14 protein-coding genes are annotated in these 14,055 nt (G+C 60.8%); 6 read left to right on the forward strand and 8 right to left on the reverse strand.

All coding sequences use genetic code 11. The features are described from left to right. Window positions 1-57 precede the first annotated feature (57 nt). On the reverse strand, window positions 58-510 hold the full coding sequence (locus J2J98_RS14930; RefSeq protein ID WP_064705688.1) for a GatB/YqeY domain-containing protein: 453 nt from the start codon (window positions 508-510) through the stop codon (window positions 58-60). A gap of 270 nt (window positions 511-780) precedes the next feature. On the opposite strand from J2J98_RS14930, the gene carA reads away from it, so the two are divergent. After that, window positions 781-1,986: a glutamine-hydrolyzing carbamoyl-phosphate synthase small subunit gene (gene carA, locus J2J98_RS14935; RefSeq protein WP_207603143.1), complete on the forward strand. Its 1,206-nt coding sequence runs from the start codon at window positions 781-783 to the stop codon at window positions 1,984-1,986. A 511-nt stretch (window positions 1,987-2,497) separates the two neighbouring features. Here carA and J2J98_RS14940 read toward each other — a convergent pair. Then, entirely contained in the window at window positions 2,498-3,376 is an 879-nt protein-coding gene (locus tag J2J98_RS14940) for an NAD(P)-dependent oxidoreductase (RefSeq protein WP_207601455.1), read from the reverse strand. A gap of 135 nt (window positions 3,377-3,511) precedes the next feature. Between J2J98_RS14940 and J2J98_RS14945 the strand changes: the two genes are divergently transcribed. Next, the gene (locus J2J98_RS14945; protein ID WP_207601456.1) at window positions 3,512-4,414 is read left to right on the forward strand and encodes a LysR substrate-binding domain-containing protein; all 903 of its coding nucleotides are present in this window, start codon (window positions 3,512-3,514) and stop codon (window positions 4,412-4,414) included. A gap of 200 nt (window positions 4,415-4,614) precedes the next feature. Here the strand turns inward: J2J98_RS14945 and J2J98_RS14950 are convergent, their stop codons facing one another. Together J2J98_RS14950 and J2J98_RS14955 are read right to left on the reverse strand one after the other, a co-directional pair. Further along, window positions 4,615-5,541: an RNA polymerase sigma factor gene (locus J2J98_RS14950; RefSeq protein WP_207601457.1), complete on the reverse strand. Its 927-nt coding sequence runs from the start codon at window positions 5,539-5,541 to the stop codon at window positions 4,615-4,617. A 7-nt stretch (window positions 5,542-5,548) separates the two neighbouring features. Then, on the reverse strand, window positions 5,549-5,851 hold the full coding sequence (locus J2J98_RS14955; protein WP_207601458.1) for a hypothetical protein: 303 nt from the start codon (window positions 5,849-5,851) through the stop codon (window positions 5,549-5,551). A 188-nt stretch (window positions 5,852-6,039) separates the two neighbouring features. Between J2J98_RS14955 and J2J98_RS14960 the strand changes: the two genes are divergently transcribed. Both J2J98_RS14960 and J2J98_RS14965 read left to right on the forward strand, forming a co-directional pair. Next, window positions 6,040-6,447: a hypothetical protein gene (locus J2J98_RS14960; protein ID WP_207601459.1), complete on the forward strand. Its 408-nt coding sequence runs from the start codon at window positions 6,040-6,042 to the stop codon at window positions 6,445-6,447. 455 nt (window positions 6,448-6,902) lie between these two features. Further along, entirely contained in the window at window positions 6,903-7,223 is a 321-nt protein-coding gene (locus tag J2J98_RS14965) for a hypothetical protein (RefSeq protein WP_064705693.1), read from the forward strand. A 17-nt stretch (window positions 7,224-7,240) separates the two neighbouring features. Here the strand turns inward: J2J98_RS14965 and J2J98_RS14970 are convergent, their stop codons facing one another. The 3 genes from J2J98_RS14970 to J2J98_RS14980 form a co-directional block, all read right to left on the reverse strand. Further along, window positions 7,241-8,644, reverse strand: a complete 1,404-nt coding sequence (locus J2J98_RS14970) for an MATE family efflux transporter (protein WP_207601460.1) — start codon at window positions 8,642-8,644, stop codon at window positions 7,241-7,243. 143 nt (window positions 8,645-8,787) lie between these two features. Continuing rightward, the gene (locus J2J98_RS14975) at window positions 8,788-10,032 is read right to left on the reverse strand and encodes a TCR/Tet family MFS transporter (RefSeq protein ID WP_207601461.1); all 1,245 of its coding nucleotides are present in this window, start codon (window positions 10,030-10,032) and stop codon (window positions 8,788-8,790) included. A 9-nt stretch (window positions 10,033-10,041) separates the two neighbouring features. Beyond that, window positions 10,042-10,356 carry a hypothetical protein gene (locus J2J98_RS14980; RefSeq protein WP_207601462.1) on the reverse strand — a complete coding sequence of 105 codons (315 nt, stop codon included), beginning with the start codon at window positions 10,354-10,356 and terminating at the stop codon, window positions 10,042-10,044. A 132-nt stretch (window positions 10,357-10,488) separates the two neighbouring features. Here J2J98_RS14980 and J2J98_RS14985 point away from each other — a divergent pair, with 132 nt between their 5' ends. Further along, window positions 10,489-11,481, forward strand: coding sequence for an aldo/keto reductase (locus J2J98_RS14985; protein WP_207601463.1), 993 nt, complete (start codon window positions 10,489-10,491; stop codon window positions 11,479-11,481). A 59-nt stretch (window positions 11,482-11,540) separates the two neighbouring features. Here the strand turns inward: J2J98_RS14985 and ypfJ are convergent, their stop codons facing one another. Next, window positions 11,541-12,458 (reverse strand): KPN_02809 family neutral zinc metallopeptidase, encoded by a 918-nt coding sequence (gene ypfJ / locus J2J98_RS14990; RefSeq protein WP_207601464.1) that lies wholly within the window; start codon window positions 12,456-12,458, stop codon window positions 11,541-11,543. A 480-nt stretch (window positions 12,459-12,938) separates the two neighbouring features. Between ypfJ and J2J98_RS14995 the strand changes: the two genes are divergently transcribed. Continuing rightward, window positions 12,939-13,967 carry a zinc-dependent alcohol dehydrogenase family protein gene (locus tag J2J98_RS14995; RefSeq protein WP_207601465.1) on the forward strand — a complete coding sequence of 343 codons (1,029 nt, stop codon included), beginning with the start codon at window positions 12,939-12,941 and terminating at the stop codon, window positions 13,965-13,967. The last annotated feature ends 88 nt before the right edge of the window (window positions 13,968-14,055 follow it).

Genomic DNA, 14,055 nt, shown 5'->3' on the forward strand with positions numbered 1-14,055 from the left:
ATTCAGAGTGTTAGAGCGTTCTCGTGCGTCCGAAAGGACGCACGGCGCTCTAAGCGATCAGTTCAAAAGCTCCTTGACGGTTGCCGACGCCTTGGCGAAATCCATCTGGCCGGCATAACGCTCCTTGAGCGCCGCCATCACCTTGCCCATGTCCTTGACCCCGGCAGCACCCGTTTCCGCGATGATCGCCGAGATATTGGCGCGCACTTCGCCGTCGGAAAGCTGCTTCGGCATGAAGTCCTGGATGACTGCGATTTCCGCACGCTCCTTGGCGGCAAGCTCCGGCCGGGAGTTCTCGCCGTAGATCTTGGCCGATTCGTCGCGCTGCTTCACCATTTTGGCGAGAATCTGCAGGATCTCGTCGTCGCTCGCCTGCTCCTTGCCGGCGCCGCGATTGGCAATATCGCGGTCCTTGATCGCGGCCTGAATCAGCCGGACGGTGGACAGCCGCTCCGAATCCTTGGCCTTCATCGCCTCTTTCAGCTGGGTGGCGAGTTGATCGCGCAGCATGTCTTCACTCCTTTTTTGATGCCGCTTCATAAACCACGCCGATGCGGGGGATCAAATAAATTGCGCGATCATCGCGAGAAAGCGCAGGAAAACGGCCGCAATCCCGGCTACAAAGATTGACGCTAAGCGATTGCGTGGCTATTTACCGCCACCTGCACCAAAATTCGTGATCAGGCCTGAAAGCGCGCGGCATTGCCGTGCCCACACGTCTGCGAGATCAAATGGCGACGAGCGCGGCTAGGCGCATCGGCCGCCGGAAACGGGATGAAGATGACCGCAACAGCACCCTGGACAACCGAAAAGCCGACCGCCCTGCTCGTTCTTTCCGATGGCACAGTGATCGAAGGTAAGGGGATCGGCGCCACCGGCAAGGTCCAGGCCGAAGTGGTCTTCAACACGGCGCTGACGGGTTACGAGGAGATCCTGACGGATCCCTCCTATCTTGGCCAGATCGTCACCTTCACTTTTCCGCATATCGGCAATATCGGCACCAACGAGGAAGACATCGAGGACCTGACTCCCGCCGCCCGCCACGGCGCCGTCGGCGTCATCTTCAAGGCCGATATCACCGAACCCTCGAACTACCGCGCCGCCAGGCATCTCGACCAATGGCTGAAGGCCCGCGGCATCATCGGTCTCTGCGGCATCGACACGCGTGCGCTGACCGCCTGGATCCGCGAGAACGGCGCGCCGAATGCTGTGATCGCCCACGACTCCAACGGCGTCTTCGACATCGAGGCGCTGAAGGCCGAAGCCAAGGCCTGGAGCGGCCTTGAAGGTCTCGATCTTGCCAAGATCGCCTCTTCAGGCCAGTCCTCGCAATGGGCACAGACGCCGTGGGTCTGGAACGAAGGCTACGGCGAACTCGGCGCGGCGGATGCGAAATATCACGTCGTCTGCCTCGATTACGGCGTCAAGCGCAACATCCTGCGCCTATTTGCCGGCCTCGATTGCAAGGTAACCGTCTTGCCGGCCACCACCAGTGCCGAAGATGTGCTTGCCATGCAGCCGGACGGCATCTTCCTGTCGAACGGCCCGGGCGATCCGGCGGCGACCGGCGAATATGCCGTGCCCGTCATCAAGACGCTGATCAAAACCGATATACCGGTTTTCGGCATCTGCCTCGGCCACCAGATGCTCGGTCTCGCCTTGGGTGCCAAGACCGAAAAGATGCATCAGGGCCATCACGGCGCCAACCACCCGGTCAAGGATCATACAACAGGAAAGGTCGAGATCGTCTCGATGAACCACGGCTTCGCGGTGGACTCGAAGTCTCTGCCCGACGGCGTTGAAGAGACTCATATTTCCCTGTTCGACGGCACCAATTGCGGCCTGCGCGTGCTCGGCAAGCAAGTCTTCTCCGTCCAGCACCATCCGGAGGCCTCCCCCGGTCCGCAGGACAGTCACTATCTCTTCCGTCGCTTCATCAACATGGTGCGCGAGAAGAAGGGCGAACCGGCGCTCGCAGAACGCTGATTTCATGAAGGTCGATCTCGAGAAGGGCCGCCAAACCGGCAGCCACTCCTGCGATGTGACTCTCTTGAATCTTGAAACACCGCAATAAGAGAAGGGCCGCTATCTGCGTGAGCGGTCTTTTTTGGTGTCGAAGGTAAGGCTGCTTTGCGCCCACCTGTCGCAAGCTCAACATAACCGGGCCGCTCGCCGCAAACCCGGTCTGCCAGTTGTTTGTCACTCCGCAACGAGCATTTCACGAAGACAAGACGCGGCTTGCCGAAACCGTGCCTAAGGAGAGTGCAATTCCACGAGGGCACTTTTCGATAGCGCACGAGACCCTCGGCAGATCGAGAGATCGCTTAACGTCAGTCCTACGCCGCTGACGGGCAGAGTGAACATAGTGAACACCTAAACTGTCTGGCCGTAAGTGCGTTAATCGTCATGAACGGAGCGAGGAAATTGGCGCTCGTCCGCTAAATCCTGGCCCAAGTGAGCGTGAAAGCCCGCAGCGAACAGGCGTGATATCATAGCTTCAGCTTCCTCCGCGGCTCTTGAGCCGGATCAGCTCAAACACGCCTGAAATATCTTCGTTTCCATGTCCAGCACCATCCCGTTTGCGGAACAGTTCCAGCATGGGCTCAAGCAAATAGGTGGCGACACCCTGCTCGCGGGTGGCGGTGAGGATGTTTTGCAGCGAGGCGGTCTGCATGGCGAGATTCGACACGACATTGACGCCGTGCCGGCCGCTATCGATCTTCTCCGCATATCCTGGAAGTTCACCCATCATCGCGGTCATCCAGGGGCCAAGCAGCTTCAGAAATTCACTTGCACGGATGCCTTCAGAATCGACAAGGGCGCTGGCGTGAAAGAAGCCGGCAAAAAGGCCATACATGCCGCTGAGAAGAGCGAGATCGTGTAGCGATGCCAGTCCGGCATCCGCACCGAGATAGGTCGCAGCGCCAAGCGCCTCAAGAGTGCGGACATGCGCATCGAAAGTCGCTTTCGAACCGCTGTAGAGGATGAGCGCATGGTCGCCTCCGATCATCGGAGGCGTCGCCATGATGCCGCCGTCGAGATAGGCGGCGCTGAGGCCTGCGACCCGCTCGGCGACAGCGCGGGCCTGGGCCGGCGTTCCATTGGTTAGATTGACCACCGCACGCCCAGCGAGCGCCGAGGCCGCACCGTCAAGCACGGAATTCGATGCGGCGTAGTCCAAGACGCAAATCACGGTGACATCGCTTGAGGCGACGGCGTCTGCCGCGCTGCTGCATTCGCGTGCTCCCTTGGCAACCAAAGAGCCAGCCTTGCCGGGCGTACGGTTCCATAGGGTGACTGAATGACCTTGTTGGAGAAAGCGGGCCGCCAGCGCCTGCCCCATCGCTCCCAGGCCGAGAACCGAGATATTGGCCATGTATGTGTCCGTCCTTTCACCTTCTTCTTGCAACGCCCGCCCGAGCGAGCGGTCGCCGAAAGATGCAATATTGGACGGCTGTGTAGTAGTGGGCTATTCATAGACCCATCGTCTACAAATCGGAACGACGGATCAATGCTGAATCTCAACGACCTTCTCGTTTTCGTTCAAGTAGTGGATCACGGCGGTTTCGCTGCAGCCGGTCGCGCGCTGCGCCTTCCCAAGTCCACGCTCAGCAAACGGCTAGCCGAGTTGGAAAGGGAAATCGGCGTCCGCCTAATCCAGCGAACCTCGCGCAGCTTCGCCGTGACCGAGATTGGCCAGGAACTATATCGTCATGCCGCCGCCATGCTCATCGAGGCGGAGGCGGCGGAGCATGTCATCAAGGGCCGTCTGGCGGAACCGAGCGGAACTGTTCGGATCACGGCCTCGCTGCCAATTGCCCAATTCCGCTTGGCGGCGCTGCTTCCGCGCCTCGCAGCGATCTACCCGAAGGTGCGCATCATACTTGACGTTTCCGACAGGTTCGTGGACCTCGTGCAGGAGGGCTTTGACATTGCCATCCGCAACCACTTCGCCCCGCTGCCCGACACCGATCTCGTGCAACGTCGGATCTATGACGATCCCGCCTGGCTCGTCGCCTCCGCCGACTATATCAGGGAGAAAGGCGTGTGTTCTCGACCCGAGGAAGCAAGTGAGCTCGATGGGCTCATGGCATCGCCCTCGCAAACGGTATGGACACTTCGAAATGGCGAAGGCGCCGTCGCCAAGATCACGCCAATGCCGCGCTATGTGGCCAATGAAACTATCTCGCTACTGGAAGCAGCAAAGGCCGGTCTTGGCGTGGCTTGCCTTGCAAGCAGCTTCTGTGCACCACTCGTTGCATCTCGCGCGCTTATTCGCATTTTACCCGAATGGACAGCAGGTGGCGTGACGACAACCTTGCTGATCCCCCATCGCCGCGGACAGCTCCCCTCAGTTCGAACGGTCGCGGACTATCTGATCGCAGAACTCTCTCGGCGACCCCAAGATGCCTGATCATCGAAACAGGTGTCGCTGGGCGGCGACAGAGAACGTCGCATCAGCCATGCTGACGCGCCAAGCTACAGCGGACGGGTTTCTTCGCAAACCAAAAGCGGGTCTGCGTGCAACTTGCCGTCACCGGTATCCGCTGTATCGGTTGGCCGTCAGCCGCTAGCCCCCCGCGAGATCGACATGCAATGCCCCTCTTGACCGTTTTAACTTCGATCGTCCTTCGAGATCGCCAAGTCCAGAATCCGAATGTCCGCGGCTTCCATGGCATATTGCGCGTAACGAAAGTCACGGATCGTGTGAAGCATATCACCGGCCCAATTTAAGAGAACAAAATAGGCAGGATGACTGCTGTTGGGGCCCTGCTCAAACACCAGTACCGCGGGACGGCCCTCAATTAGGCCAGCCCCCAGCCTCCATCTGTCTTCGCGGGAGTAGTTACCGAAGTAGGACGAGACCTGGCTCCGACCATGCATCACCACCTCACCAACGAGATCTGCTTTAACGTCGTCGGCAAGTCTTTGCCTTAGCGCGTCGAAATCGCGCGCGTTGAAGCGATCGATATAAAAGGCGAGGAGCTCTTTCTCCGCGGCCGAAAGAACGGGCAGCAACCGCTCTACCGGATCGGCCGCTACGTCGCGCAGCCTGATCCGACCGCGATGTAGAAGCGCCTTGAGGGCGGGCAGGGTAACACCGGTAATCGAGCAAATCTCACGCAGCGAATAGCCGAGCACATCCATCAGGATGACGCTGCTGCGCTCGCGAACTGGCAGCCGCATGAAGGTGCGTAGGCTGGTGGCAGCGATCTCGCGCGCCTCGGTCTGGGACAGAGGTTCGACAACCATGTCAACCTCTTCCTCCGTGATGAGATCGGCCAGCCGGCTACGTCGCCTCAGGAAGTCGAGTGCAGCGTTATGAGCAATGCGAAACAGCCAACCTTCGGGATTGGCAATCGGCGCTGCCGCTGGCAGTGCCTCCATCGCCTTCGCCAGAGCGTCCTGCAAGACATCCTCTGCGTCGATTACCGAACCGGTCATGCGTGCGCAGTAGCGGTGTAGCTTTGGCCTCAATGTCCCGAGCCGCGGACCGAAGGTTGCGGCAAAGATCTCACTCCATGCGGCGGGGGCGGTCATTCGTCGCTCATTTGCTGAACATTTCAAAGTCGCCAATTACCTGCACTACGGCTTGGGCCGGTTCCTCAAGGCAGCGATTAAGAATGCCGTTCCGGAACGCACGGAACGCGTGGAGGCTGGCGACAGAGTCGTCTACACCATCCTCCACTGCGAGGAGATGCAGAAAGACGGATTCATCGAGCCGCAGAGCAGCGTATTTCACGCCGGAAGGTGCCTTTTCGGTCAGCTCCCGGAATACCTCCTCGATCAGCCTCTGGTTCTCGTCAGCGCTCTCGGGTCTCGTTCTATAGCGGATTGCGATGCGTTTCATCAATGCCTCCTCGATTAGCGATCTCCTCTACGAGACGCGCGTCGGGCTTAGAAAGATTCGCCTACCGTGGAAAAATCTCTGCGAATCCTTTTCGACAATCCGGTCGTCTTCTCCTGTGTAGTCCCCGGTCCAAGCACTGTTTCTGTGCGAAGCCGGACAGCGCCACTGATTTAACCAGGAGAAACGACATGCCCACTTTTATTATCGAAGGCCCTCAGGGTCTGCGAAGCGAGGCCAGGACGAAGATGATGGGAGAGATAGCCTCTGCGCTCGAGGAGGCGTACCACATCCCAGATGTCCGCATCTTCCTCCGTGAGCACGCACCTGCCAATGTGGCACAGGACGGTCGTATCGAAGCAGAACCAGTCCGGCCGGTCTGCTTCGTCGAGGCGCCGCGGTTGCCAGGTCTCGACGCTCGGCGTTCGCTGATAGAGAAGTTGAATGGCGCCGTCGCGAGGGCGTTTGCCGGCATTGCCAACACTGATGACATCTTGATCCTATGCAATGAATATCCGTTGGAGCTTGCCGGCGCGGGTGGACGTCTTCAGTCGGAGAATCCAGACGTTGTCGCAGCGCTGAAAGATGCCGCCGAATAGGCCTGCGGGACGGGACGCGCTGCTCTACCCGGTACCTCCCCTTAATTGACTGCAGGTTCCACGCCCCGCTGGTGCGGCTCTTGAGGGTCGCACCGCCAAAAAACATCTGGCGCGCCTTTTTCGCCGGACGGAGGGCTTCGATCCCACCTGCCGCGAAATCGTCGGCGGCGATCGTATCAGGCGTTCAACGAGGTAACTGCCCCGCGGTGACGATCTTGGCGCCACCCATAACCGCCAGGCCACGTTCTTAGCTAGCATTAGGACGTGAGGTCGACGAACTGCTCTGCAGTGTCGGGCGAAATGTGCGCTCTGATTTAATCCGCGCTTGCGGCAAGCCTTCCATAGATCGGCGCGAGGCGCTTCGCGGTCTAACGGGTCCCTTTCACTTCCATATTGACCTCAACCATGGTTGAGGAATTACAGAAGTGCCTGCAGATCCGATGCAGGAGAAACAAATGAGCGGAACTTTCTATCGTGTCGACAAGTTCATCGTGCCGGCTGCGGCGCGTGAGGAGTTTCTTGTCAAAGTGATGATGACCCACAAGCTGCTGGAGGCACAGGAGGGATTCGTCGATCATAGGGTGCTGGAGCAGGTCGCAGGTCCCGGCAAGTTCAATTTCGTCACCATTGCCGAATGGCAAAATTCCGAGGTCGTCGAACGCGCGCGGGCAGCCGTGGCGGCCGCCCATAAGGCTGCAAATTTCGATCCGCAGGAAATGTTTTCGCGTCTCGGTATCAGAGCCGATATCGCCAGCTACAAGCCTGTCGCAGCTTAAGGAGAGAGGGGGCCGGCTCAGGCGCCGGCCGCTGCCCCTTCCCGACGAAGCAGAAGGTAGAACCGTCCGCAGAGCATTGTCGCGGCGGCTGCCAGCCCGACGAGGAAGCCGAACCAGATGCCGATGCCGCCGAAACCCAGCGGAAAGGCGAAGGCCCAGGCGAGGAGGAAGCCGATCGGCCAGTAAGCAATCAGCGCCATGATCATCGGCACGCGCGCGTCCTTCAATCCACGCAGCAATCCATTGGCGATCACCTGCAGGCCGTCGACCAGCTGGAATAGCCCGGCAACGACGATCAGCGGCCCGGCATAGGCAAGCACCTCGGGCGCCTCGGGCGAGCTGACGTCGAGGAACCAGCTGCCGAGGAATTGCGGCATGGTGGCGAAGATGACCGATCCGACCGCCGACATGGCGCAAGCGATGATCACGACCATGATCGAAGCGCGCACCAGTCCGTCATAATCGCCCTGCCCGTGAGCAACGCCGATGCGCACCGTCGCCGCCTGGCTGAGACCGAGCGGGATCATGAAGGCGATCGAGGCCCATTGCAGCGCGATGCCGTGGGCGGCGAGCTCGATGGTGCCGATATAACCCATCAAGAGCGACGCGACCGTAAACAGACTGACCTCGGCAAGTACGGTGACGCTGATCGGGAAACCGAGCCGGATGACCTCCAGCAGCGCGTGCCAATCCGGCTTCCAGAACCGCACGAAGATCTCATAGCGCCGTGTCTCTTCCCGCCGCTGGACGAAAACGAGAATGAAGAGAAAGCCGGCCGTCTGTACGACCACGGAGACGATCGCCGCGCCCTCGAGCCCCATGGCCGGCAAGCCGAAATGGCCGAGCACGAGCGCATAGGCGAAGATCGCATTCATCACCAGCGTGACGATGGTGACGTTGAGGATGATGCCTGCCTTGCCGATGGCGCTGACCAGCGCCCGCAGGACATTGAAAAGAAGGGCCGGCAGCACGCCGAATTGGCCGATCAGAATATAGCCATGGGCGAGCCTGGCCACCTCCGGCTTCTGCTGCGCAAAAAGCAGTATCTGCTCTGCATTGAAAAAGGCCGGTTGCGCGATGATCCAGAATCCGATGACCACCCAGAGCCCCATGCGCAGCGATCGGCGCACCGAGACGACGTCGCCGCGGCCATAGGCCTGCGCCACCATCGGAATGACGGCAATGGAAAAGCCCGAACCGAAGATGAGGATCGTGAACAGGAACTGGGCTGACAGCACCATGGCCGCCAACTGCTCGGCGCCAAGGCGGCCGATGATCATCACATCGGTGGTGTGGATGCCGAGCTGTGCGAGCTGGGCGCCGATCAGCGGAATGCCGAGCGCCAGCGTCGCACGGAAATGTGCGCCCCAACGATTATCGTTTGTCGGCGCAAGGCTGCGCGCGTCGATCGACGTGTCCATGACACCGGTCCTGTGATTGAAATATGTGGTCGTCGCAACTTGCTGCGAAATATCATTCGGACTTAGATCAAAGCCCGGACAAGAACTACCCCAAAACGAGCAGATGATGAAAAATTCATCATCGCATCACCATTTCTGATCAATCAGCCGGCGGCTTCCAGCGCCTCGGCCGGCTCCCTCGCCCGAACCCGTGTCAGGAATACCGCGGCGGCCAGAAGGATGAGCACGGCGGCCGTGAGATACGGCGCGCCGGCGAAAGTGACGGGCGCCTCAGGCCGTGTGAAATAGCCGAACATCTGCGTGAAGATCAGCGGGCCGACGATGGTGGTGATGCTGCTGAGGCTGGTCAGCGCACCCTGCAATTCGCCCTGCGCCGACGGCGGCACCATGCCGGCGGCAATGCTGCGCAGTGGCGGATCGGCGACATTTTCGATGACGGTCGCGACGATAACGACGTAAACCACCCAGCCCTCCCAGGCGAAGGCATAGCCGGTCAGTCCTGCGGCGGAGAAGCAGAGGCCGAGAAGCGCCGTCTTCCATTCGCCAAGCAGAGGCACGACACGCGGCAGGACCAAGCCCATGACGAGCGCCGCGCCGATGCCGTAAATGCCGAGCGACAGGCCGATCTGGCCCTCGCTCCAGCCATAGCGGTAGGTCGAGACGAAAGACCAGACCGAGGGATAGACGGCATGCGCCAGGAAGAACAGGAACATGACGAGGCTGACCCCGCCGATGCCGGGGTAATGGCGCATCTGGCGCAGCGCGCCGAGCGGATTGGCACGTTTCCACTCGAAGCGGCGTCGGTTCTTCGCTTCCAGCGTTTCCGGCAGCAAGAAGCAGGCGGCAATGAAATTGAGAAGCGACAAAGCGGCTGCGCCGAGGAACGGCACGCGCGGGCCGAATTCCCCGAGAAATCCACCGATGACGGGGCCGATGGTGAAGCCGACGCCGAAGGCGATACCGATCAGCCCGAAATTTTTCGCCCGGTTCTCCTCGGTGCTGATATCGGCGATATAGGCCGAACAGGTGGCGAAGCTGCCGCCGCTGATGCCGGCAAGCACACGGCCGACGAACAGCATCCAGAAGCTGGTGGCGATGCCGCAGATGAAATTGTCGATCGCAAAGGTCAGCACCGAAAGAAGAAGGATCGGCCTGCGGCCGAAACGGTCGGAGAGGTTTCCGAGCAGCGGCGCGAACAGGAACTGCATGCCGGCATAGACGAGCATCAGCCAGCCGCCGTCGATCGCCGCGTCGCTGACGCTGCCGCCGGTCAGCTGCTCCAGATAGGCGGGCAGCACCGGCATGATGATGGCGATGCCGATAATGTCGAGGAAGAGGATGATGAAGACCAGGAAAAGGCCACGGCGAACGAATCTGGGATCAAGCATGAAGCATCTCTACAGCAATCGTTTCTGAAAAGACGATCTCGTCACCGCGAGCGTATCGGCCCGAAAGTCGGCATCGATTTCGGAAAGCACGATGCGCAGCTTCAGAGTGTCAGAGCTTCCTTCGTGCATCCGAAAAGATGCACGGCGCTCCACAGTGACATAGCTCAGAAAAGACACCGAAACAATCCGTGAACATTCAAATGTATCCGCTGAGTTGTACGGGAAAATCATCAGAGCCTCAACCGATGCACGCAAGATCGCCGGGGGTCCGTTCCCCTGCAAAGGCCGCGAAGGCATCCAGATTGAGCAGGGCAAATTATCCATTGTGCATTCTCCCGCACAGCCTGTCCGACACCGTCCGATTATCGCCCGAATGCGGAAACGGTAAAACGGCGTCGGCAGCGCCGCGGTGGCGCGGATGTCCCTCGCGCCAGCGGCGCAACAAAGGAGAAGACAATGCAGACCTATCGTTTGGGACACACCGGACCCGATGTCTCGGCCATCGGCCTCGGCTGCATGGGCATGTCGGGCATGTATGGTCCCGCCGACCGCGCAGAGAGCATTGCGACAATCCATGCCGCGCTCGATTCCGGCATCAACCTGCTCGACACGGGCGACTTCTACGGCATGGGCCACAATGAAATGCTGATCGGCGAGGCATTGAAGGGCCGCAGGCGCGAAGACGCCGTCATCAGCGTCAAGTTCGGCGCGCTTCGCGATCCCGCAGGCGGATGGAGCGGCATCGATGCCCGCCCCGTAGCCGTGAAGAATTTCCTCGCCTACACGCTACAGCGCCTCGGCGTCGACTATATCGACATATACCGCCCTGCCCGCCTCGATCCGAATGTGCCCATCGAGGACACGGTCGGCGCGATCGCCGATTTGATCGAGGCCGGTTACGTCAAACATATTGGTCTGTCGGAAGTCGGCGCCGACACGATCCGCCGTGCCGCCGCCGGCGCCCCGATCGTCGATCTGCAGATCGAATATTCGCTAATCTCGCGCGGGATCGAGGACCGCATCCTGCCGACGACCCGGGAACTAGGCATTTCGATTACCGCTTACGGCGTGCTTTCGCGCGGCCTAATCAGCGGGCATTGGCAGAAGGGGCAGGCCACCGCCGGCGACTTCCGTACCCATAGCCCGCGCTTCCAGGACGGCAATATCGATCAGAACCTCGCACTGGTAGAAAAGCTGCGCGAGATCGCCCAAGCAAAAAGCGTCTCAGTCGCCCAGATCGCCATCGCCTGGGTCGCCACCAAGGGCAAGGACATCGTCCCGCTCATCGGCGCCCGCCGCCGCGACCGGCTGAGCGAGGCGCTCGGCTCACGCGCGGTCGACCTGTCGCCGGAAGATTTCGCTGCAATCGAAAGGGCAATTCCGAAGGATGCGGCGGCCGGCGGGCGTTATCCCGAGCATATGCTCCAGCATATGGATAGTGAGAAGTAAGGTCGGGTAAAAGGGCTGAAGCGTCATGCCGTGCAGTTGCACGGCATGATCTCGCCTTTTCAGACCGGACCTGAAAACGTATCGCACGCCGTCAGCTGTCCGCTGTCGAAACCGCGCTTGAACCACCTGGCGCGCTGCGCCGAGGTGCCGTGGTTGAAGCTCTCGGGCACGACGTAGCCCTGCGAGCGTTTCTGCAGCGTATCGTCGCCGATCTGCTGGGCGGCGTTGAGCGCCTCCTCCAGATCGCCGGCCTCAAGCAGGCCTTTCTGCTGGGTATATTTGCCCCAGATGCCGGCGAAGCAATCGGCCTGCAGCTCGACACGCACCGACATCTTATTGGCCTCCTCCTCGCTCATGCGCTGACGTGCCTGGTTGAATTTCGGCAGGATGCCGAGAAGGTTCTGCACGTGATGGCCGACCTCATGGGCGACGACATAGGCTTCGGCGAAATCGCCCGATGCGCCGAACCGGTCGGACAGCTCCTTGAAGAAGGTCGTGTCGAGATAGACCTTGCGATCGCCAGGGCAATAGAACGGACCGGTGGCGGCTGACGCGAAGCCGCAGGCCGACTGCGTCTGGTCGGAGAACAGCACGAGACGTGGCTCTTCGTAGGTCTGGCCTCGTGCCTGGAAAATGCCGTTCCAGGTATCCTCGGTCTCGGCAAGAACGGTGCGCATGAAGGCGGTCATCTCGTCATTAGCCGGCGTGCGGGTGTCCGATTGGCTCTGCTCGTAACCTGGGCCGCTCGACATGCCGCCGGTTTCCAGCACCTGCAGCAGATCGACACCCATCAGCTTGAAGATGAAATAGATGACGATAAGGAAAATGATCGTGCCGATGCTCAAGCCGCCGCCGGCGCGGCGGACGCCGCCGCCGGAGGGAAAGCTGAAACCGCCGCCGCGGCCAAAACCACCTCCTGTGCGACTGCCGCGACGATCTTCGACATTGTCGGACTGACGCCGGCCTCTCCATTCCATTTTCGTTCTCCCCGGCAACGCTCGTGCTTGCGCTCAAGAATTTATATAACCGCCGCCGGGAGGAATTCCAGCGGCTTCATCACACGGAACAAGGGGTTGAACAGCTCACTTTTTCCTCGGGCTTGGTTGCGCCGGTCCCTTTTGTCCGTCGCTTTTGCCGGCGCTGCTATGCGACTTGCCCTCCCCCTGACGTGCCAGCTCCTTATCCACGGTCTCCCGCGACCCTTCTGCCGGGTCCTTGTCTTTCGGATCTACCATCACGACCTCCAGCTTCTCGACCGCAAACCTGAAGGACGCGATATTGTTCCCCCGACGGAGCAAGCGCTCGCTCTTCCGATCGTGACGGCCGCGAAGCCCCGATCGGCCGCGACCATGCCTCGGCATTTGTCTTCCATTGCGTAAAGAAGATGCGTCAAGCGCTTGACGAGACTCCCTTTTTCGCTCTTCCTGAAAAAGAGGAGAATGCGGGAGGAGATGGCGATGAAGGCGGTGCGCCTGCAGGCAACAGGACAGTTGCAGCTTTGCGAGATCGAAAAACCGGCGCCACGTCCGGGCGAATTGCTCGTCCGGATCGAGGCCTGCGGCATCTGCGGCACCGACCGCCATATCTTCCACGGCGAATTTCCGTCGAAGCCGCCGGTGACACTCGGCCATGAATTCGCAGGCATTGTCGAGACGGTCGGACCGGGCGTGACCGATTTCCGCCCCGGCATGCGCGTGACAGGGGATCCGAACATTTCCTGCGGCGGCTGCGAGGAGTGCCGGCGCGGCCGCGTCAATCTCTGCCGGAACCTGCGGGCGATCGGCATTCACCGCGACGGCGGTTTTGCCGACTATGTCTGCATGCCGCAAAGCCAGGCCTTCGCGCTGCCGGCCGATCTAGATCCGCTTCACGGCGCCTTCTGCGAACCGCTCGCCTGCTGCATACACGGAGTCGATCTTGCCGGGCTGCACACCGGCTCATCGGCCATCGTGCTCGGCGGCGGCGTGATCGGCCTGCTCACCCTTCAGCTGGCCAGGCTTGCCGGCGCAACTCGCCTCGTGCTGGTGACGCGGAGCGCCGAGAAACGGCGCTTGGCCGAAAGCCTCGGTGCCACCGCAACGGCCGATCCGGGTGACGGCGATGTCATTGCGCGCATCACCGCCGCAGACGGACTGCTCCCCGGCGGCGCCGACGTCGTCTTCGAATGCGCCGGCGTCACCGACACCATGCAGCAGGCGCCGCGGCTTGCCCGCCGTGGCGGCAGCGCCGTCATTCTGGGCGTCATGCCGCAGGGGGCAAAGATCGAGATCGAGCCCTTCGACCTGCTGTTTCGCGAAGTCAGGCTGATAAGCTCCTTCGTCAACCCTTTCACCCATGGCCGCGCCGCCGATCTGATCGCCACCGGCAGGATCAAGATCGAGCCGTTGATCTCCCGCAGGATTACGCTCGCGGAAGCTCCCGATGCGATCATCAACCCGGCTCGCGGCGGCGAAATCCGGGCGCTCGTCATTCCCGGCCGGCAGTAGCCTCCCGCGCCGGTTCGAATTCCTGTCGATTCCGCGATTTATGGGGTTCCGTTTGCAAATACATTTGCCTATAAGCCGCTTCTAGCCT

The organism is Rhizobium bangladeshense (assembly GCF_017357245.1).
Classification (GTDB): domain Bacteria; phylum Pseudomonadota; class Alphaproteobacteria; order Rhizobiales; family Rhizobiaceae; genus Rhizobium; species Rhizobium bangladeshense.